Origin of the sequence: Micromonospora sp. NPDC049523 (genome assembly GCF_040676775.1) — a bacterium.
Taxonomy (GTDB): Bacteria; Actinomycetota; Actinomycetes; order Mycobacteriales; family Micromonosporaceae; genus Micromonospora_G.
Map to the genome: position 1 here is coordinate 87,111 of NZ_JBFAPP010000004.1, position 17,622 is coordinate 104,732.

21 protein-coding genes are annotated in these 17,622 nt (G+C 70.1%); 14 read left to right on the forward strand and 7 right to left on the reverse strand.

From position 1 onward, the window contains the following. Positions 1-12: 12 nt before the first annotated feature. Positions 13-1,500, reverse strand: a complete 1,488-nt coding sequence (locus AB0J90_RS07170; RefSeq protein WP_363593084.1) for a glycosyltransferase family 39 protein — start codon at positions 1,498-1,500, stop codon at positions 13-15. Between the two features lie 811 nt (positions 1,501-2,311). Between AB0J90_RS07170 and AB0J90_RS07175 the strand changes: the two genes are divergently transcribed. The 5 genes from AB0J90_RS07175 to AB0J90_RS07195 all read left to right on the forward strand — a co-directional run bounded on the left by AB0J90_RS07175 (position 2,312) and on the right by AB0J90_RS07195 (position 6,952). Further along, positions 2,312-4,045 carry a nitrite/sulfite reductase gene (locus AB0J90_RS07175; RefSeq protein WP_363593086.1) on the forward strand — a complete coding sequence of 578 codons (1,734 nt, stop codon included), beginning with the start codon at positions 2,312-2,314 and terminating at the stop codon, positions 4,043-4,045. Next, on the forward strand, positions 4,042-4,200 hold the full coding sequence (locus AB0J90_RS07180; RefSeq protein WP_363593088.1) for a hypothetical protein: 159 nt from the start codon (positions 4,042-4,044) through the stop codon (positions 4,198-4,200). Before AB0J90_RS07175 ends, AB0J90_RS07180 begins: the two co-directional genes overlap by 4 nt. Continuing rightward, on the forward strand, positions 4,197-4,961 hold the full coding sequence (locus tag AB0J90_RS07185; protein ID WP_363593090.1) for a phosphoadenylyl-sulfate reductase: 765 nt from the start codon (positions 4,197-4,199) through the stop codon (positions 4,959-4,961). Before AB0J90_RS07180 ends, AB0J90_RS07185 begins: the two co-directional genes overlap by 4 nt. Continuing rightward, entirely contained in the window at positions 4,943-5,797 is an 855-nt protein-coding gene (locus AB0J90_RS07190; RefSeq protein WP_363593092.1) for a CbiX/SirB N-terminal domain-containing protein, read from the forward strand. The genes AB0J90_RS07185 and AB0J90_RS07190 overlap by 19 nt, the downstream gene beginning before the upstream one ends. A gap of 111 nt (positions 5,798-5,908) precedes the next feature. Continuing rightward, positions 5,909-6,952, forward strand: a complete 1,044-nt coding sequence (locus AB0J90_RS07195) for an aldo/keto reductase family protein (RefSeq protein ID WP_363593094.1) — start codon at positions 5,909-5,911, stop codon at positions 6,950-6,952. Between the two features lie 101 nt (positions 6,953-7,053). Here AB0J90_RS07195 and AB0J90_RS07200 read toward each other — a convergent pair whose 3' ends face one another. Together AB0J90_RS07200 and AB0J90_RS07205 are read right to left on the reverse strand one after the other, a co-directional pair. Beyond that, entirely contained in the window at positions 7,054-7,311 is a 258-nt protein-coding gene (locus AB0J90_RS07200) for a WhiB family transcriptional regulator (protein WP_326562714.1), read from the reverse strand. Positions 7,312-7,745: 434 nt separating this feature from the next. Then, entirely contained in the window at positions 7,746-8,696 is a 951-nt protein-coding gene (locus tag AB0J90_RS07205; protein ID WP_363593096.1) for a diacylglycerol kinase family protein, read from the reverse strand. Between AB0J90_RS07205 and AB0J90_RS07210 the strand changes: the two genes are divergently transcribed. Next, entirely contained in the window at positions 8,695-9,147 is a 453-nt protein-coding gene (locus AB0J90_RS07210; RefSeq protein ID WP_363593098.1) for a hypothetical protein, read from the forward strand. The two genes, AB0J90_RS07205 and AB0J90_RS07210, sit on opposite strands and share 2 nt — an antisense overlap. Positions 9,148-9,457: 310 nt before the next feature. Here the strand turns inward: AB0J90_RS07210 and AB0J90_RS07215 are convergent, their stop codons facing one another. After that, the gene (locus tag AB0J90_RS07215; RefSeq protein ID WP_326563155.1) at positions 9,458-9,820 is read right to left on the reverse strand and encodes an ATP-binding protein; all 363 of its coding nucleotides are present in this window, start codon (positions 9,818-9,820) and stop codon (positions 9,458-9,460) included. Between the two features lie 809 nt (positions 9,821-10,629). Here AB0J90_RS07215 and AB0J90_RS07220 point away from each other — a divergent pair. Genes AB0J90_RS07220 through AB0J90_RS07230 form a run of 3 tightly spaced genes read left to right on the forward strand, consistent with a single transcriptional unit; the run spans position 10,630 to position 11,793 of the window. Continuing rightward, positions 10,630-11,442 carry a helix-turn-helix transcriptional regulator gene (locus tag AB0J90_RS07220; protein WP_363593100.1) on the forward strand — a complete coding sequence of 271 codons (813 nt, stop codon included), beginning with the start codon at positions 10,630-10,632 and terminating at the stop codon, positions 11,440-11,442. After that, on the forward strand, positions 11,433-11,642 hold the full coding sequence (locus AB0J90_RS07225; RefSeq protein ID WP_363593102.1) for a DUF397 domain-containing protein: 210 nt from the start codon (positions 11,433-11,435) through the stop codon (positions 11,640-11,642). The genes AB0J90_RS07220 and AB0J90_RS07225 overlap by 10 nt, the downstream gene beginning before the upstream one ends. Further along, positions 11,632-11,793: a hypothetical protein gene (locus tag AB0J90_RS07230; protein ID WP_363593104.1), complete on the forward strand. Its 162-nt coding sequence runs from the start codon at positions 11,632-11,634 to the stop codon at positions 11,791-11,793. The genes AB0J90_RS07225 and AB0J90_RS07230 overlap by 11 nt, the downstream gene beginning before the upstream one ends. 23 nt (positions 11,794-11,816) lie before the next feature. On the opposite strand, the gene AB0J90_RS07235 is transcribed toward AB0J90_RS07230, so the two are convergent. After that, positions 11,817-12,251 (reverse strand): VOC family protein, encoded by a 435-nt coding sequence (locus AB0J90_RS07235; RefSeq protein WP_363593106.1) that lies wholly within the window; start codon positions 12,249-12,251, stop codon positions 11,817-11,819. 251 nt (positions 12,252-12,502) lie between these two features. Here AB0J90_RS07235 and AB0J90_RS07240 point away from each other — a divergent pair, with 251 nt between their 5' ends. Continuing rightward, positions 12,503-13,426 carry an aminoglycoside phosphotransferase family protein gene (locus tag AB0J90_RS07240; protein ID WP_363593108.1) on the forward strand — a complete coding sequence of 308 codons (924 nt, stop codon included), beginning with the start codon at positions 12,503-12,505 and terminating at the stop codon, positions 13,424-13,426. 193 nt (positions 13,427-13,619) lie between these two features. Next, positions 13,620-14,378: an SDR family oxidoreductase gene (locus AB0J90_RS07245; protein WP_363593110.1), complete on the forward strand. Its 759-nt coding sequence runs from the start codon at positions 13,620-13,622 to the stop codon at positions 14,376-14,378. Between the two features lie 26 nt (positions 14,379-14,404). Here the strand turns inward: AB0J90_RS07245 and AB0J90_RS07250 are convergent, their stop codons facing one another. Next, entirely contained in the window at positions 14,405-14,821 is a 417-nt protein-coding gene (locus tag AB0J90_RS07250; protein ID WP_363593112.1) for a helix-turn-helix domain-containing protein, read from the reverse strand. A 102-nt stretch (positions 14,822-14,923) separates the two neighbouring features. On the opposite strand from AB0J90_RS07250, the gene AB0J90_RS07255 reads away from it, so the two are divergent. Continuing rightward, positions 14,924-15,862: an NADP-dependent oxidoreductase gene (locus AB0J90_RS07255; RefSeq protein ID WP_363593114.1), complete on the forward strand. Its 939-nt coding sequence runs from the start codon at positions 14,924-14,926 to the stop codon at positions 15,860-15,862. 84 nt (positions 15,863-15,946) lie between these two features. On the opposite strand, the gene AB0J90_RS07260 is transcribed toward AB0J90_RS07255, so the two are convergent. Beyond that, the gene (locus AB0J90_RS07260; protein ID WP_363593116.1) at positions 15,947-16,144 is read right to left on the reverse strand and encodes a hypothetical protein; all 198 of its coding nucleotides are present in this window, start codon (positions 16,142-16,144) and stop codon (positions 15,947-15,949) included. 57 nt (positions 16,145-16,201) lie between these two features. On the opposite strand from AB0J90_RS07260, the gene AB0J90_RS07265 reads away from it, so the two are divergent. Both AB0J90_RS07265 and AB0J90_RS07270 read left to right on the forward strand, forming a co-directional pair. Further along, positions 16,202-16,402 (forward strand): hypothetical protein, encoded by a 201-nt coding sequence (locus tag AB0J90_RS07265; RefSeq protein ID WP_363593118.1) that lies wholly within the window; start codon positions 16,202-16,204, stop codon positions 16,400-16,402. Positions 16,403-16,562: 160 nt separating this feature from the next. Then, the gene (locus tag AB0J90_RS07270; RefSeq protein ID WP_363593120.1) at positions 16,563-17,579 is read left to right on the forward strand and encodes a TrmB family transcriptional regulator; all 1,017 of its coding nucleotides are present in this window, start codon (positions 16,563-16,565) and stop codon (positions 17,577-17,579) included. Positions 17,580-17,622: the final 43 nt, after the last annotated feature.

Genomic DNA, 17,622 nt, shown 5'->3' on the forward strand with positions numbered 1-17,622 from the left:
GTTTATCCTCGTCTACCGGGTTGCCGGCTTTGCCGGGGGAGCGGCCGGGGCCAGGGTGAACAGGGTCAGGGTCAGTCCGGTCGGGCGCCAGGTGCGCTCCTCGACGTACCGGGTGCGCAGTTCTCCGTCCTTGGCCGCCGGCAGGCCGGCGAGCACGTCCTCGGTCGGCCCTACCCGCAGGAGCCAGACCCGCGGCGCACCGCCGAGGCACTTGGCGACGTCGACACACTCCTCGGCCAGAAGATGGCCGTCGGTACGAGGTGCCCGCGTCATCAGCGCGTCCCGTGGGCGCAGGTTCGCCGGTAGGTAGCGGGCGACCAGATCCCGTCCGGTCCGTTCGTCGTCGGGGCCGGGACCGTAGACGATGACGTCCCCGGTGGCGAGGTTCTCGGCGAGTACGGCGGCGAGCTGGGCGTCGTCCTGCCCGTGGCCGTCCCTGGCCCGGACGTCCACCTGGGTGGAGACGGCCAACAGGGCGATCAGCAACGCGGTGAACACGCCGCGCACCACCGGAGCCCGCAGCAGGGCCGTGCCGACGAGCAGTGTCCAGGCGGGCAGGGTGAACAGCAGCGCCTCGGCATCCCACACCTCGACGAACTGGCTGCACACGTAGAGCACGAGAACCGGTCCCACGGCCCAGGTCGTGAAGATCACGGCGGGCTTGCGGAACGAGAAGCTCAGCAGCCCCAGCCCGACCACGATGCCGGCGAGCAGGGCCAGGCCGAACAGTCCCTGCGGCAACCGGGTGACCTCGGGCAGGTCGACCGGCGAGGTCCATTCGAATCCGAGCTTCGGCGGCCGGAGGAGGTAGAGGAACCCGACTGCGATCACGAGGCTGACCAGCACGGCGACGAGCCAGGAGACGAAGATCCGGCGGCGCATGGTGAGGACCGCCACGGCGTGGCCGGCGAGCAGGGCCAGTGCGGGTGCGCTGACCAGACCGAGCAACACGACCGTGACGCCGTAGCCGAAGGTCCCGGCGAGGCTCGGCCGGTCGAACAGGCGTACCAGGATGAACGTGGCCAGTACGGCGAAGCAGATGCTCAGCGCCTGCGGACCGATCTCCTGGGCGTACCGGGAGGTCGTCGGCAGGATGGCGAAGAGGATGCCGGCGAGAAAGCCCACCCGTGGCGTGAGCAGGTCGCTGCCGAGCCTGGTGAGCAGCGCGGTCGCCGCCACCATGGCCAGGATGGCGGGCAGCCGCAGGGCGAAGTCCGAACTGCCGAAGATCTCGGCCCACACCCTGAGACCTAGGTAGTAGGGGACCGAGGTGGTTTCGAGGTTGCCGAGCAGCGGCCACACCTCGTGCCAGGGCCGGAGGACGAAACCCCAGGCGTCCAGCTCGGATGCCCGTTGACCGGGCCAGTTCGGGCGGACCAGCGCCAGCGCCGCCATCAGCAGGGTGGGTAGCAGCCAGGAGAGATGCCGCATCGCCAGGCGCTGACCGGCCAGGCCGTTCTCGATGTCCGGATCGTTGGTCTGGCGATCCCAGGCGTCCACAGAGGACGGTGCTTCCGCGAGCGGTTGCGCTTGCTGTTTCGGCAAGAGGGCGGTCTGGTCATTAGCAGGCATCTGAGCTCACCAAGGGCGGGCGAACGCGAAGTCGCGGGGCGGGAAGTGGTCTGTCCTTGCCATGTGCTGAGCCCCTGGCCACCGGTGTGTGGAGCAGCAGGTTCGATGCTTGATCGTTTGTCAGCCTCAGCATGCTAGCCGCGAGCCCCGACACGCGTTGCAGCCGCATCGGGAAGGGTGTCCGTCGCGTCTCCTGTTGATTGCGCAGAGGTTACGTATTCCTATGCCTTTTCCGGATAGGCCGGGCGCCTTTCAGACAAACATCCCCAGCGTCGTCCTCTACTCGGCGAACGTGAGAATTCTCATGCTGTTCCTATCGCTTCGAAGGTGCTAGCGAGGGACTGTCTCCTTTTGGGCGGCGTCCCCGGCTGTGCAAGGGATCCGGCTGTCCAGCGATGCGGTCGAACCCCTCACCCGGCACCGGCCGGCACCCCCGGCGGCAGCGGCGTCGGCGGTGAGCCTTGGCGGTTCTCCCGGCCGCATGAGATGCTAGGCGGCATGACCGCCGTCGAAGGCCGCGTCGTGACGCTGGGGCTGACCTGCCGCCGTCACGTCGACTACGGCCGCGTACGTAGCGCGATCTGTCCGGCTTACTGACGCCACCTGGACCAAATCTGTCTCGGGTGCGCTCCGCGCCGGCCTGCTGACACCGTTGTCTCCGCCCCGCTGATCAACCGGGGTGCCGTCGCTTCCGCGTACGTCGAGCAACTCGTCTCAGCAGACAACGGAGGACGCCGCGATGGCGGTCAGCAGCACCCCGGCCCGGCCCGTTACCGCCCCCGAACAGGTGAGCGCCGCCGCGAACCGGCCGGCACGGGCACCCCGCCGGCCACGCGGCGAAGGCCAGTGGGCGCTCGGCCACCGCGAGCCGCTCAACCCCAACGAGCGGTCGAAGAAGGACGACAACCCGCTCAACGTACGAGCCCGGATCGAGAACATCTACGCGCACCGGGGCTTCGCCTCGATCGACCCCGCCGACTTGCGTGGACGTTTCCGCTGGTGGGGGCTCTATACCCAGCGCAAGGCCGGCATCGACGGTGGTCGTACCGCCGTGCTCGAACCACACGAACTCGAAGACGAGCACTTCATGCTCCGGGTCCGGATCGACGGCGGCCAGCTCAGCCTGGAGCAGCTGCGCACCATCGCCGACATCTCCACCACCTTCGCCCGCGACAGCGCCGACATCACCGACCGGCAGAACATCCAGCTCCACTGGATCCGGGTCGAGGACGTGCCGGAGATCTGGCGCCGGCTGGAAGCGGTCGGCCTGCAGACCACCGAGGCGTGCGGCGACTGCCCCCGGATCGTGCTCGGCAGCCCGGTCGCCGGAGTGGCCGAGGCCGAGGTGATCGACCCGACCCCGGCGATCGACGAGATCGTCGCCCGCTACGTCGGTGACCCGGCCTACTCGAACCTGCCGCGCAAGTTCAAGTCCTCGATCTCCTGGCTGGCCGACACCCCGTACGAGGTCAACGACATCTCGTTCCTCGGCGTCGACCACCCCGAACACGGCCCCGGCTTCGACCTCTGGGTCGGCGGCGGCCTGAGCACCAACCCGATGCTGGCCCAGCGTCTCGGCGTCTGGGTGCCGCTGGCCGAGGTGCCGGACATCTGGGAGGGCGTCGTCTCGATCTTCCGGGACTACGGCTACCGCCGGCTACGGCACCGCGCCCGGCTGAAGTTCCTGGTCGCCGACTGGGGCGTGGAGAAGTTCCGCGAGGTGCTGGAGAAGGAATACCTCGGCCGTACGCTGCTCGACGGTCCGGCGCCGGAGCTGCCGGAGAAGCCGATCGACCACATCGGGGTGCAGCGCCAGCGCGACGGGAAGTTCTACGTCGGCGCCGCGCCGGTCGTCGGACGGGTGTCGGGCAGCCAGCTCACCGCCCTGGCCGACCTCGCCGCCGAGCACGGCAGCGACCGGGTACGGCTCACCCCGTACCAGAAGTTGCTGGTCCTCGACGTCGCCGAAGAGCGGACCGAATCGTTGGTCACGGCCCTGCGTGGGATCGGCCTGGAAGCCCGGCCGTCGGTCTGGCGGCGCAGCACGATGGCCTGCACCGGGATCGAGTTCTGCAAGCTCGCCATCGTCGAGACCAAGGCCCGCGGCCAGGAACTCGTGGCCCGGCTGGAGGAGCGGCTGCGCGACTTCGACGCCGACCTGTCCATCCACATCAACGGATGCCCGAACGCCTGCGCCCGGACTCAGACCGCCGACATCGGACTCAAGGGCCAGATCGTCGTCGGACCGGACGGACGGCAGGTCGAGGGCTACCAGATCCACCTCGGCGGCGGCCTGGGCATGGCCCAGGGCCAGACCGCCGGATTCGGCCGCAAGCTGCGCGGCCTCAAGACCACGGCAGAGGAACTTCCGGAGTACGTCGAACGAGTGGCCCGCCGTTACCTGGCCGGGCGCCAGCAGGGCGAGGCGTTCGCCCAGTGGGTGCTCCGGGCCGACGAGGAGGAGCTGAGATGAGCGACACCCGCGCGGCACCGCTGTACTGCCCGTACTGCGGTGAGGAGGACCTGCGGCCCAACGAGGAATCGCACGGCGCCTGGGAGTGTCACGCCTGCGCGCGGGTGTTCACGGTCAAGTTCAGCGGACTACTGGGACGGGCGGTGGCGCGATGAACATGCTCTCGGCAACCAAGCTCGGGCTGGTCACGCTCGGCCCGGCGCCCGCACCGGCGGATCCGGCCCGACGCTCGCCCGCAGAACTCAAGGCGCTCGCCGACGAGGCCGCCCGCGAGTTGGAGGGCGCCCCGGCGGACGAGATCGCCCGCTGGGCGGCGGACACCTTCGCCGACCGGTTCTGCGTCACCAGCTCGATGGCGGACGCGGTCCTCGCCCACCTCGTCTCGCGCGTGGCGCCCGGCGTCGACGTGGTCTTCCTCGACACCGGCCTGCACTTCCCGGAGACGCTCCGGGTCCGTGACACGGTCGCCCGTACGCTGCCGGTCACCGTCCGGTCGATCCGGCCGCGGCTGACCGTCGGCCAGCAGGACGGCGAGTACGGCCCGCGCCTGTTCGCCAAGGCGCCGGACGAGTGCTGCGCGCTGCGCAAGGTCGAGCCGCTGGAACGGGCGCTCGGCGACTACGACGCCTGGGCCGCCGGGCTGCGCCGGGACGAGTCACCGACGCGCGCCAACACACCGGTGGTGACGTTCGACGCCCGCAAGGGCAAGGTGAAGGTCAACCCGATCGCGGCGTGGAGCCAGGCGGACGTGGACGCCTACATCTCCCGCTGGAACGTGCCGGTCAACGAGCTGTTCCGGTCCGGCTACACCTCGGTCGGCTGCTGGCCGTGCACCCGCCGTACCAAGGCCGGGGAGGACCCCCGGGCCGGACGGTGGGCCATGTTCGAGAAGACCGAGTGCGGCCTGCACGTATGAGATCCGGACCGGATCCGGTGGTCCTGGTTGCCCACGGCAGCCAGGACCACCGGGCAGCGGTGGCGACCCGGGCCCTGGTACGGGCGGTCGAGCTGGCCCGTCCCGGCCTGCCGGTACGGGCCGCCTACCTCGACCACACCACGCCGGGGCCGGTGGCGGTGCTGCACGAGCTGGAGGCGTCCGGTCACCGGGGCGCCACGGTGGTGCCGCTGCTGCTGACCGCCGCGTACCACGGTCGGGTCGACATCCCCGGCGCGATCGCCGCCGCGCAGGCCCAGGGTCTGCGGCTGCCCGTACGCGTCACCGACGTGCTAGGCCCGGCGCAGGTGGCCATCGCGCCCGACGAGCTGCTGCTGGCCGGGCTCCGGCATCGGCTGGCCGAGGCTATGTACGCCGGGGCCGCCGAGGCGGCTGCAGGTCCGCTGGACGGGTTGGTGCTGGCGGCGGCCGGGACACGGGTGCCGGAGGCACGTCGTACGGTCGAGGCGGTCGCCGGGGCGCTGGGGGAGGCGTTTGGTGTGCCGAGCCTGGCCGCGTACGCCTCGGCTGCCCCGCCCACCGCGGGCGCGGCGGTGGCGCGGCTGCGGGCCGGCGGCGCCCGCCGCATCGGCGTGGCCGCCTACTTCCTCGCCCCCGGCCGTCTCTACGAGAGCGCGGTGGCTTCGGCGCGGGCTGCCGGGGCGGTGGCGATCGCCGCCCCGCTGACGGACTCGCCGGAGATCGCCCGGTTGGTGCTGGACCGGGTCGCGGCCGTGAGCGGCGATGCTCCGCCGGTTGCGCCACCGACGGATCCGGTACGCGGGCGCCCCGACGCGGCCCCACGGATCGCGGCCTGAGCCTCCGCTTCCGGTCGTCCCACCGAACAGGGACTTCTGGAGGTCGCGCGGAGATCAGCGGCCCGTCGCGGGGACATCGACGCACGCTCCCGCTGGCTAGGGTGACCGATCATGAAGCATCGTCATCTTGGCCGCAGCGGCCTGCGGGTCAGCGAGATCACCTACGGCAACTGGCTCACCCACGGTGAACTGGTGGCGCGCGACGCCGCCCTGGTCTGCGTACGGGCCGCGGTGGAGGCGGGGATCACCACCTTCGACACCGCCGACGTCTACGCCCGGGGTGCCGCGGAGGAGTTGCTCGGCGAGGCGCTGCGCGGCGTACGCCGGGAGTCGGTCGAGATCGCCACGAAGGTGTGCCTGCCGACCGGCGACGGACCCAACGACCGCGGCCTGTCCCGCAAGCACGTCCTGGAGTCCTGCCACGCGTCGCTGCGCCGGTTGGGCACCGACTACGTCGACCTCTACCAGGCCCACCGGTACGACGACCGGACCCCGCTGGAGGAGACGCTGATTGCCTTCGACGACCTCGTACGCCAGGGCAAGGTGCGCTACCTGGGTGTTTCGGAGTGGACCGCGCCGCAGATCCGGGACGCGCTCGCCCTCGCCGACCAGCTCGGGCTGCGCGGCCGGATCGTGTCGAACCAGCCGCAGTACAACATGCTCTGGCGGGTGATCGAACCCGAGGTGCTGCCGCTGTGCGAGCGGGAGGGCCTCGGCCAGATCGTCTTCCAGCCGCTCGCCCAGGGGGTGCTGACGGGCAAGTACCGGCCGGGGCAGCCGCCGCCGGTCGGGTCTCGGGCGGCCAGTGGGGGCAGGGCGCCGGTGTTCATCCGGCGGGTGCTCGGCGACGAGCTGTTGCGGCGGGTGCAGGCGCTGCGCCCGGTCGCCGAGGAGGCGGGACTGTCGATGGCCCAACTGGCGATCGCCTGGACCCTGCAACGCCCCGGCGTCAGCACGGCGCTCATCGGAGCGACCCGACCGGAGCAGGTGACCGAGAACGCCGCCGCGGCGGGGGTACGGCTGGACGCCGATGTGATGCGCCGCATAGACGAGACGTTGGCGGATCTGATCGAGAATGACGCTACGAAGACCGCTCAGATGATGGCGGTGAAAGCCAACTGGGCGCGGGCCGAGACGCTAACTACCGATGCGTAGTGATCCTTCTATGACGCGCGGTGTTGATCCATTCGGCATAACCACAACAGAACGCGCCGGGGGAGTAACTCCCCCGGCGCGTTCAGCGTTTGTGTGGTTGGTCAGGCGGTGTGAGCGCGCAGGACCCGAAGTCCGCCACGGCGCTTGACCGCGCGCCGCTCTTCTTCGCTCATTCCGCCCCAGACGCCCGCGTCCTGACCGGATTCGAGTGCCCACTGGAGGCAATCTTCGGTCACGGAGCAGCGCCGGCAGACGGCCTTGGCCTGCTCGACCTGAAGGAGAGCCGGGCCAGACGTCCCGATCGGGAAGAACAGCTCCGGGTCTTCGTCGCGGCAGACAGCATGGTGACGCCAGTCCATGGCGGCAACACTCCTCAATCTGGGTGGGTGGCAGTGGATAGCGTGGATCTTTTCCTATATGCATCCGTGGCGCGCCGATCCCGACGGTGTACACCCATCGATTCGACAAGCACGTGCGCAGGCTGTTGTGCGCTTGGGAGCGCCGCGTGAGCAACTCGCTTAGCGAGTAGTTCAAGGCAACGTCCCGGTAACTCAAGTTCGCTTGTGAATACTTTCACGAACTCCCGTGATGTCAAGGGGACCGCTCGGAAAAACTCTGAACGGGTGAGCAAGCCCACAACCCTTTTGTCCGAATTCCGGCGCTTGCCGGGACCCAGGGTGCCACAGCCAAGGATCAATATAGTACAGTCCACGCGACATTGCTGGCATTTCCGACACTCGTCTCCTCGTCCGGCTCGTTTTCAGGGGGCCATGGAGGAGGCTGTACCCCAGCGCTAGCAGATTACTCTTAGTGCGGCGCTTACGGAGGCGAATCGAACTTTTTCTCGTTCGCCGAGGTAGTCCCCGTCGAGCTGGAACGCCTGCGGACGGCCTGCGACCAGGGAAAACTCCTCCAGGTCGTGCAACCGAAGAATTTGCCGCCCGTGCGGCTGAGTTTTCCGCGAGAGCAGCTGCGTCACCGTACGTGTGGTGCTCGGCACGCGCAGCCGGCGTACGGCCATCACGTCGAGCCCGAGATCGAAGGACGCGTCCGGGTTCGGGTTCACTTCCCGGTCCCCGATGTACGTCCACGGGGCGGTGTTCTGGATCGCCACCGTGGCCAGCTCGCTCGCCACGATCCCGTCCGGAAGTTCCAGCGCGATGTCCGGGTGCCGGCGCTCCGGGCCGAAGGCGTACTGGGTGAGCATCGCGCGCAGGTAGAGCGAGGGGGTGGAGACCCGCCCCCGTCGCCGGGCCTGCTCCACCCGGTGGATCACCGCGGCGTCCAGCCCGAAGCCGGCGCAGAACGTGAAATAGCGGTCGTCCGCCCGACCCAGGCCGACCGACCGGAACCGGCCCAGCCGTACGCCGTCGAGGATCACGCTGGTCGCCTCCGGCCACTCCCGGGGCAGACCCAGCGCCCGCGCGAAGACGTTCGTCGACCCACCCGGCACCACCGCCAGCGCGGGCAGCCGCTCGGCCGGCGGCCGGTCCGGGTCGACGGTCGAGGTCTCGGCCGTCATCAACCCGTTGACCACCTCGTTGACCGTGCCGTCACCACCCAGCGTGACGACCAGGTCCATCCGATCCCGTACCGCCTCCCTGGCCAGGCTCACTGCGTGATCACGCCGCCGGGTGTACTCGACGGTGAGATCGACCTCGCTGCGCAGGGCCCGGACGAGTACGTCCCGGCTGCGCTGGCTGGTGGCGGTGGCCTTGGGATTGACCACCAGAAGGGCCCGCATGGGCGGCACTGTACCGCGACAAAGCGCGGGTATCGTTTCGCGCGTGACCACCGACTCACCCGTGACCAGCGAATCTGCCCTGGTGCCCGGACCGCTGCGCTGGGCCGTGTGGCTGCTGCGCGGCGAGGCGACCGGCCTCGGGTTGCTGGCGGCCTACCTGATCTACGCGGACCTGACCGCGACCGCCAGTGACCTCGTGAACGCACTGTTCGTGACCGCCTTCACGGCCGGCGGCGCGCTCGTGTTGTGGCTGCTCGCCGCCGCGCTCGTACGGCGCCGGGCCGGTGCCCGCGCACCCGCGATCGTGCTCCAGTTGATGTTGCTGCCGGTCGGCTACTACATGATCCAGGGCGGGCTGGCCTGGCTCGGCATCCCGCTGATGGCGCTCGGCGTGTTGGTCATCGGCCTGCTGGTCTCTGCCCCCACCGCCCGCGCCCTCGGCGTCGGCTGACCGCGCGGGGCTCCGCCTCTCGGCCGGTTGGAACCCGGCGGGCTCGATGCTCGGCCGCCTGGTGCTCGGCTACCTGATGCTGGGCCGCCTGGTGTTCGGCTGCCTGGTGTTCGGCTGCCTGGTGTTCGGCTGCCTGGTGCTCGGCTACCTGATGCTGGGCCGCCTGGTGTTCGGCTGCCTGGTGTTCGGCTGCCTGGTGCTCGGCTACCTGATGCTGGGCCGCCTGGTGTTCGGCTGCCTGGTGTTCGGCTACCGAATGCTCGGCCGCTCGGTGCTGGGCGGGCCGGGCTCGGAACGTGGCCGGGCCGGCTCAGAATTCGGCGGCGCGGCGGGTGAGCAGGGTGATCGTCGCCTGACGCCCGTTGGCGGTGGCGTTGGCGGAGGTGGTCAGCGCGGTCAGCACCTTCCACGCGAACGACGACTCGGCCGGCAGTCGGGCACCCGAGGTGGTCGGCACGGTCACCTCGACGGTGAGGGCGTCGTCCGTCACCGAGAACCGGCACTCAAGCTCGGCGTCCCGGGTGGCGATGGCGAGCAGCATCGCGCACGCCTCGTCCACCGCGATCCGCAGATCCTCGATCTCGTCCAGGGCGAAGTGCAGCCGCGCGGCCAGACCGGCGGTCGCGGTACGCAGCACCCCCAGATACCCGCCGTCGGCGGGCACCGTGAGCATCACGATGTCGTCGTCGACCGTCGGCTGGGTATTAGATCGAGTCACCGGTTGCCCATCTCCCTCGGCTGCGTACGCTCGGCGATCACGCCGGTCCCCTGAACGGGACCCGCCCCGGCACCGGCGAGCACCCTCACCGTACCGCCCGCCCCCTCACCCCGCCCCACGCCACCGCCCCACCCCGCCCCCTCACCTCGTTGATCATGAAGTTACGGACGGATTCGGGCTCGAAAACCGCGTTAACTTCATGATCAACGAAGTGAGGGGGTGGGGTGGGTGGGGGTTTTTGTGGGGGCGTTTGGTGGCTCGGGTGATAGGGGATCGGTTGCTTTATGGGGAGCTTTTCCGTCGGGTCGGGGGATGCTGCCGGGTTCGACCGGAGACACCGATCGCGAATATCTCGTACGGGCCGGAAGTGGATGGTTCGGCGTACGTGCGTTGGTTGTGTCGGCGGCGGTGAGTGCCGGTCGCGGCTGGCGGGTCGGCGGTCGGCTCCTGGGCTGGCGGGGTCGTGGGGTCGGGGCTTGGGCCTGCGGAAACGTCCTCTGGGTGGGGCATCGGGGGCTCCCTCGGTGTTGGTGGAGAGGCCGCCCCGGGACGGGTGGGGAAACCGGGGCGGCCTCGCGGTCACGCCCGTCCGGGTCCAATTGCCGTTGAATCCGAACGCTCCCGCGTAGTGACAGTCTGGTGTGGAGTTCGCTAGGTTCGGAATAGCAATCGATGCACAGACGCGCCCTGAGAGGGCTTGCCGATTCGCTTGTGGTCGGTCGGGGTGGCGTGAGTAGTTGATCTATTTACTGAGGAGCATTGAGTTGACCGACACCCGCACCTCCATCGCCGCATTCCTCGTCGACGAGATTCGACTCGCGCGGGTCGCCGCCGGGATGACCCAGGAGGCATTCGGCCGCGCCGCGAACTTCTCCCCGTCACACGTCAGCTCGGTCGAGAACGGCACCAGGGCACTCACCGAGGACTTCATCCGGGGCGCCGACCGGGCGCTGCGGACCGGCGGCCTGTACGAGCGCCTGGCCGTGAAGCTCAAGGCTGCCGAGGCATCCCCGATCTGGTTCCGCGACTGGATGCTGGCCGAGGCCGAGGCGACCTCCCTGCGGTCGTACGAGTCCATGGTCCTGCCGGGGTTGTTGCAGACCGAGGCGTACGCCCGGGCGGTCTTCGCCAGCGGTGGCCTGCTCCCGCCGGACGAGGTCGAGCGACGGGTGGCCGCCCGGCTGGCACGACAGGTGGTGCTCGGCCGGGAGAAGCCGCCGCAGATCGTGGGCGTGCTCGACGAGGGGATGCTGCACCGGTCGGTGGGCGGACCCGAGGTGATGCGGGAGCAGTTGCTCCACCTGGTGAAGCTCAGCGCTGACATGCCACAGCTTCGATTGCACGTCGTGCCGCTGTCGGTCGGTGGGTACGCTGGCCTGAGCGGCCCCTTCGTGCTAGCCACCCTGCCCAAAGGCGAAGAGGTCGTGTATCTCGACAACCAGTTGCGGGGCCAGGTGGTGAACGAGGCGTCCGGTCTGATGTGGATCCGCAAGGCGTGGGATTCCATCCTGGGCGAGGCGTTGCCACCTCAACAGTCCACCGAGTTGATTGTGGAAGTGGCGGAAAAATGGATTTGACCGGCGCCAAGTGGCGTAAGAGCACCCGGAGCAGCCAGAACGGCGGCAACTGCGTCGAGGTGGCGGACAACCTGCCGGGCGTGGTCGCGGTGCGGGACACCAAGGACCGTGACGGCGGCACCCTGACCTTCGGCCCGGCCGCGTGGCGCGCGTTCGTCGGCTCGGTCGCGGGAAGTGGGGCGGCTGCGGGTGTCGGATGAGTGGCTGGTGATCATGGTGATGGTCGGCACCCCGATCGTGGGGGCGGCCGTGCTGTTGGCCGTGCTCATACCGATCGGGCGTCGCGCGCGGGCCGCCGTACGGTCGGGTCGTAACACCGCGCGTCCGGGCAACTCGTGGAACATCTCCTGACCCGGCCGTGAGCCGAGCAGGTGTCAGCCGGGCGGCGGCTGGATCAGCTCGATGAGGTTCCCCTCGGGATCCTTGACGTAGGCGAACCGGGCGCCGGGCTGGACCGCGTCGGCCGGCGGCCAGACGGGCTGTGCGCCGGTCTGGGTCAGGCGCGTGAAGGCGTCGTCGAGGTCGTCGACCTCCAGGGCCCAGTGGCCGTACCCCTGACCACGCGCGGTGTCGAGCGGATCGGTGAAGGCCTCCGGACGGGTGGAGCCCTTCCGCTCGATGAGTTCGACCCGTACGCCGTTGCTCGCCTGGAGTACGGCCGTCCGCACCGGCGGTTGGGGAAGTTCGAACTGCTCGATCACGTTGGTGAACCCGAGCGCGTCCTGATACCAGCGTTGCTGCGCATCGAGGTCGGCCACGGACAGGCTGACGTGATGGAAGCGGACCTGGAAAGGACCGGTGCTCGCCATGTCGGAACTTCCTCGTCGAAGTCTGCGTGAGCAGGTCAGCACCGCGATCGTAACGACCGAGGCGGCTGCGGCGCCGCGGAACCTCGATTCGCGCGGCGGGGACACTTCGCCTTACGCGGCGGCCGTACAGCGCGCGGGTACCGCGCCCACGGGCGGCGCCGAAGTCGTTTCCGGCCGGCGGTAGCCGGGTCGCCGCTGTGCCGGACGCAAACTTGGTTGCGACCGGCCGACGCCCGTACAACCCTGGTCGGATGGAGCAGGACGGAACGGATCGGGTGAACGCCGACGCCTTCCCGACGATCGACGTGGCGCTGGCACGGCGGCTGGTCCGGGCGCAGTTCCCGCAGTGGGCCGACCTTCCCGTCCGGCCGGTCGAGTTCGGTGGCTGGGACAACCGGACCTTCCACCTCGGCGACGAGATGACCGTACGGCTGCCCAGCGGACCGGGGTACGAGCCACAGGTCGCCAAGGAACACCGGTACCTGCACAAACTCGCCCCGCACCTGCCGCTGCCCATCCCGGCACCGCTGGCGATGGGCGTACCGGGCGAGGGGTATCCGCTGAACTGGTCCGTCTACGGGTGGATCGAGGGCGAGGTGGCGGAGCCCGAGCGCATCCGTGATCTGACCGAGTTCGCCACCGACCTGGCCGGCTTCCTCGGCGCTCTGCAACGGGTCGACGCGAGCGACGGGCCGCCGCCGGGGCTGCACAGTGCGTACCGGGGCGGGCCGCTGGAGACGTACGACGACGACACCCGGAGGTCGATCGCGATGCTGGGGGATCGGATCCCCGGCGACTTGGCCACCGCGTTGTGGGAGGCGGCGCTCAAGACGACGTGGGAACGTACGCCGGTCTGGTTCCACGGTGATGTCGCCATCGGGAACCTGCTGGTCCGCGACGGCCGGTTGGCGGCCGTCATCGACTTCGGCTGCTCGGGCGTCGGCGATCCGGCCTGTGACGTGACGATCGCCTGGACCCTGCTGTCCGGACCGAGCCGCGAGGCGTTCCGGACCGCGCTCGACGTCGACCCCGGCACCTGGGCCCGGGGACGTGCCTGGGCTCTCTGGAAGGCGCTGATCGTCTTCGCCGGTCTGGCCGGGGCCCACCCCGGTCGCCAGGCGGCCGAGAAGCTGATCCTCGACGACATCCTCGCCGAGTACGAGCGCGGCGCCTGATCCACCGTCGCTCTGTCCGGCGCGGCGTCGGCGGGTCGTGGTCGGGCGGTTCCCTGCGGGGAACCTGCGCACTTATAACTGCCTTCTTGTCGATCGGCGTGTCCGCGGGCAGCCTTGGCCGTGTCACCGGATAGCTCTGAATCATGGGCTCCGGTCGAGATGTTCGACCATTCCGGAAAGGGATACGGGGAAGATGTCTGTGCGACTTGAATCGAAAGTCATCATTGTCACTGGCGGCACCATGGGAATGGGGCGGGCGTTCGCCCGACGGGCTGCGAGCGAGGGCGCGAAGGTTGTCATCGGCGCCCGCGACAAGGCTCGCGGGGTGGAGGTTGTCGCCGAGATCGCGGCGGGCGGTGGCCAGGTCCTGTTCGTGCCGACCGATGTCACGGTGGAGGAGCAGGTCGCTGAGCTGGTACGGGTCGCCGTCGCCGAGTTCGGTCGGCTCGACGGGGCGTTCAACAACGCCGGTGGTGGCAACGCCGTCGGTGCCGTACGCGACATCGACGACGCCTTCTGGCGCAGCACGATCGACCGCAACCTGACCAGCGTGTTCTACAGCCTCAAGCACGAGATCCCGGCGATCGTCGCGTCCGGCGGCGGTTCCATCGTGAACAACGCCTCGACCGTCGGTGTGGTCGGCGACGCAAAATTGGCGGCCTATTCGGCGGCGAAACACGGTCTCGTCGGGCTCACCCGTTCGGCGGCGCTCGACGTCGCCAAAGAAGGCGTACGGGTGAATGCGTTGGTGACCGGACTCGTCGACACTCCATTGTGGCGTCAGGTCTCGGCGAACCCGGAAATCGAGCAGTATTTCCTGGGCTTGCAGCCGAACGGCAGAGCCGGCGCGGAGGACGACATTGCCGCGTTCACGTCATTCCTGCTCAGCGACGAGGCGACCTTCATCACCGGGGCGGCGCTCGCGATCGACGGCGGCCTGACCGCGAAGTAGGCGCGGCCACCGAGCCGCCGTCGGTCTCACAGCTCGGCGGTGGCCGGATCCTCACGGCGGCGGTCGTATGCGGCGCGGGTGGCGCGGATGTCGTCGAGGTTCTGCTCGGTCCAGCCGGCGAGGTCCTGCACGATGGTGAGCAGGGTCCGCCCGGCGGGGGCGAGGGCGTACTCGACCTGCGGCGGGATGGTGGGGTGCACCGTACGGGTGACCACTCCGTCGCGCTCAAGGCCGCGCAGGGTCGCACTGAGCATCCGCTGGGTGATCGGGTACGCCAGCCGCCGCAGCTCGTTGAACCGGCGGGACCCCTTGCCCAGCTCGCAGATCACGACAACGGACCACTTGTCGCCGACCCGTGCCAGCACGCTGCGCATGAGTTCGGCGTCGCAGGTGACCGCAGGCTCCGCAGCCGGGGTGATCTTGTCGGCTAGTGCGGCCGTCATGGTGGTTCCTCCACGGGGTGACCCTGGTATTCGAAACGTACTAGCTAGGCAACCAATAGGGGCCGGGCTCTGTTCCCGGCGGATCACGGAGAGGTGTCGCACGTGCGAGCGGTGGGACTGGACGAGTTCGGTGGACCGGAGGTGCTCCGGGTGGTCGAACTGCCCCGGCCGGAGGCGGGACCGGGCCAGATCGGGATCCGGGTGCACGCGGCCGGGGTCACCCCGGGTGACGTGCTGCTGCGCTCCGGCCGGATAGCGGCCCTGATGGAGGGCGTGCGGCAGCCGTACCTGCCGGGTCAGGAGGTTGCCGGGGTGGTCGACCAGATCGGCGCGGGCACGGCAACCGACCTGCGGATCGGGGACCGGGTGATGGCGATGGTCGTCCCCATCCGGCCCGACGGCGGCGGCTACGCCGAACATGTCGTGCTGGACGCGAACTGGGTGGGGCGGGCGCCCGCCGGGACGAGTCACGCCGAAGCGGCGACACTGCCGATGAACGGGCTGACCGCCCGGATGGCACTGGACCAGCTCGACCTGCCGCCGGGGGCGACGCTGGCGGTCACCGGTGCCGCGGGCGCGGTCGGCGGGTTCGTCGTACAGCTTGCCAAGCAGGCGGGGTTGACGGTGTACGCCGATGCCAAGGCGTCGGACGTACCCCGGGTGTCGGCCCTCGGCGCGGACCAGGTGGTCGTGCGGGGGCCCGGTGTCGCGGACCGGTTCCGCGAGCTCGCGCCCGGAGGCGTCGACGGCGCGGTCGACACGGTCGGCACCGCCGACCTGTTCGACGCGATCCGCGACGGCGGCGGCCTCGCGTGGGTCAGCGGCGGCTCCGCCGAGGCGCCGCGCGGGATCAAAGCCGGGTACGTCTACATGCCCGACTACGGCGGCCGACCCGACGAACTCGACGAGCTGCGGCGTCTCGCCGAGACCGGGGTGCTGACCCTCCGGGTCGCCGACACCTTCCCACCGGAGCAGGCCGGGCAGGCCCACCGCCTGCTCGAAGCCGGTGGCGTACGCGGTCGCCTCGTCATCGCCTTCTGACCCGAGCGGGCTCCGGGCTGGCTGAGCCGAGCGCGTACCGGCCGGACGAGCCGAGCGCGTTGAGGCCGGCGATGTCGAAACGGGTCAGGCCGGGTGGCGGAGTCCGTCGAGCAGGCGTTCCAGGGCTGCCATCGTGGCGTCCGGTGCCGCCGGGTCGGTGGACTGGGCCAGCCAGAGCGCGGCCTCGTTCATCGCCCCGGACAGCAGCCGGGCCAGCGGCTGGACCGGCTGCGGGGCGATCACCCCGGCCCTGGCCAGCGACTCCAGCGCCTCCACACCCACGAGACGCTGCCCGACGGCTACCGCCGACCGGTCCAGGGGCTGATCCTCAACTTCGAGGTGACCGACGTGGACGCCGAACACCGGCGGCTGGTGCACGAAGCCGGGCTCACCGAGGAACTCTCCCTGCGCAGCGAGGACTTCGGCAAGCGGCACTTCATCGTCGCCGCCCCCGATGGCGTACTGGTCGACGTCATCACCCCCATCGCCCCCGGCGAGGCGTACGCGGCACAGTTCACCACCGTCCCGGCCGGCAACTGAGGAACCAACCACCCCGATTTGTGATCAATAAATTTCTCCATCGGTGGATCCGTGCCGCCGGATCCGGCGTCGAATGATCACTGCGGCGCCCGTACGGGCGTGCCGGGCGACCGCGGGGTTCGTAGAGTTCGACCTGGTGTGGTGGCAGGGGAGGCACGTGATGTTCGACGACACCGGGCTGCTGGGGGCCGCGGAGGAGCGGGCGTACCGGCTGCTCCTGCGGCTCTCCGCAGCCAGTCCCGCCGACCTGGCCGGGTTGGCCGCGCTGCCGGTGACCGAGGCGGCCGGACTGCTGGAAGCGTTGCGCAGCAAGGGACTCGCGGTCGCCCGACCCGGCCCCGAGCCGGTGTTCGAACCCCTGCCGCCGGACGTCGCCCTCGGCAACACCCTGCTGCGCCGGCAGGAGTCGCTGGAAACCGCGCGCCAGGCGGTTGCCGCGCTCACCGAGGAATACCGGGCCAGCGACCGCCGCCGCAACGCCGACCACCTGGTGGAGGTGGTCGTCGGTGCCGCCGCGCTACGGGAACAGCTCCGGGACCTGCAAAACTCCGCCCGCGAGGAAATCCTCTGGTTCTGCCGGGCCAACCCGCTGGCCATGTCCGGACCGGAGAACTCCGAAGAGTCGACCGCCCTGACCAGAGGCGTACGGTACCGGGCGATCTACGAACGGGCGCTGCTGGAAATGCCCGGCGAACTGGACAGCATCGCCGAGAGCGTACGCGGCGGCGAGGAGGCCCGTACGCTGCCGGCGCTGCCGGTCCGGCTCGCCATCGCCGACCGCTCCACCGCGATCTGCCCGCTCGTACCCGACGACCACCAGGGGATCGGCGAGCCGACCGCCGCCCTGATCCGGCGCAGTGAACTGCTCGACGCGCTGTTCGCCCTCTTCGAGAGCCACTGGGACCGGGCCAGCCCGATCCGTTGGGACAGCGAGCCCGGTGGCACCGGAGGAGAGCTGACCGTGGCCACCGAATCCGGTGTCGACGAGGTGCTGGACGGGAGCGAACGTTTCCTGCTGTCGCTGTTCGTGGCCGGCTTCCCCGACAAGTCGATCGCGTCGCAACTCGGCGTCAGCCGCCGTACGGTGCAACGCCGGCTGGAGCGGTTGATGCTGCTCGCCGGGGTGGACACCCGTACCGGCCTGGCGTTCCAGGCCGCCCGTCGGGGCTGGCTCTGAGCGTCGGGCGGGGCGACGGGACCAGTCGCCCCGCCCGACGGGC

Coding starts and splice junctions, on each gene's coding strand:
- AB0J90_RS07245 (WP_363593110.1), top strand. CDS start 13,620: ATGTCTGTGCGACTTGAATCGAAAGTCATCATTGTCACTGGCGGCACC.
- AB0J90_RS07205 (WP_363593096.1), bottom strand. CDS start 8,696: ATGCGGGCCCTTCTGGTGGTCAATCCCAAGGCCACCGCCACCAGCCAG.
- AB0J90_RS07195 (WP_363593094.1), top strand. CDS start 5,909: ATGAAGCATCGTCATCTTGGCCGCAGCGGCCTGCGGGTCAGCGAGATC.
- AB0J90_RS07240 (WP_363593108.1), top strand. CDS start 12,503: ATGGAGCAGGACGGAACGGATCGGGTGAACGCCGACGCCTTCCCGACG.
- AB0J90_RS07175 (WP_363593086.1), top strand. CDS start 2,312: ATGGCGGTCAGCAGCACCCCGGCCCGGCCCGTTACCGCCCCCGAACAG.
- AB0J90_RS07225 (WP_363593102.1), top strand. CDS start 11,433: ATGGATTTGACCGGCGCCAAGTGGCGTAAGAGCACCCGGAGCAGCCAG.
- AB0J90_RS07250 (WP_363593112.1), bottom strand. CDS start 14,821: ATGACGGCCGCACTAGCCGACAAGATCACCCCGGCTGCGGAGCCTGCG.
- AB0J90_RS07270 (WP_363593120.1), top strand. CDS start 16,563: ATGTTCGACGACACCGGGCTGCTGGGGGCCGCGGAGGAGCGGGCGTAC.
- AB0J90_RS07180 (WP_363593088.1), top strand. CDS start 4,042: ATGAGCGACACCCGCGCGGCACCGCTGTACTGCCCGTACTGCGGTGAG.
- AB0J90_RS07215 (WP_326563155.1), bottom strand. CDS start 9,820: ATGCTCACGGTGCCCGCCGACGGCGGGTATCTGGGGGTGCTGCGTACC.
- AB0J90_RS07200 (WP_326562714.1), bottom strand. CDS start 7,311: ATGGACTGGCGTCACCATGCTGTCTGCCGCGACGAAGACCCGGAGCTG.
- AB0J90_RS07210 (WP_363593098.1), top strand. CDS start 8,695: ATGGGCGGCACTGTACCGCGACAAAGCGCGGGTATCGTTTCGCGCGTG.
- AB0J90_RS07185 (WP_363593090.1), top strand. CDS start 4,197: ATGAACATGCTCTCGGCAACCAAGCTCGGGCTGGTCACGCTCGGCCCG.
- AB0J90_RS07235 (WP_363593106.1), bottom strand. CDS start 12,251: ATGGCGAGCACCGGTCCTTTCCAGGTCCGCTTCCATCACGTCAGCCTG.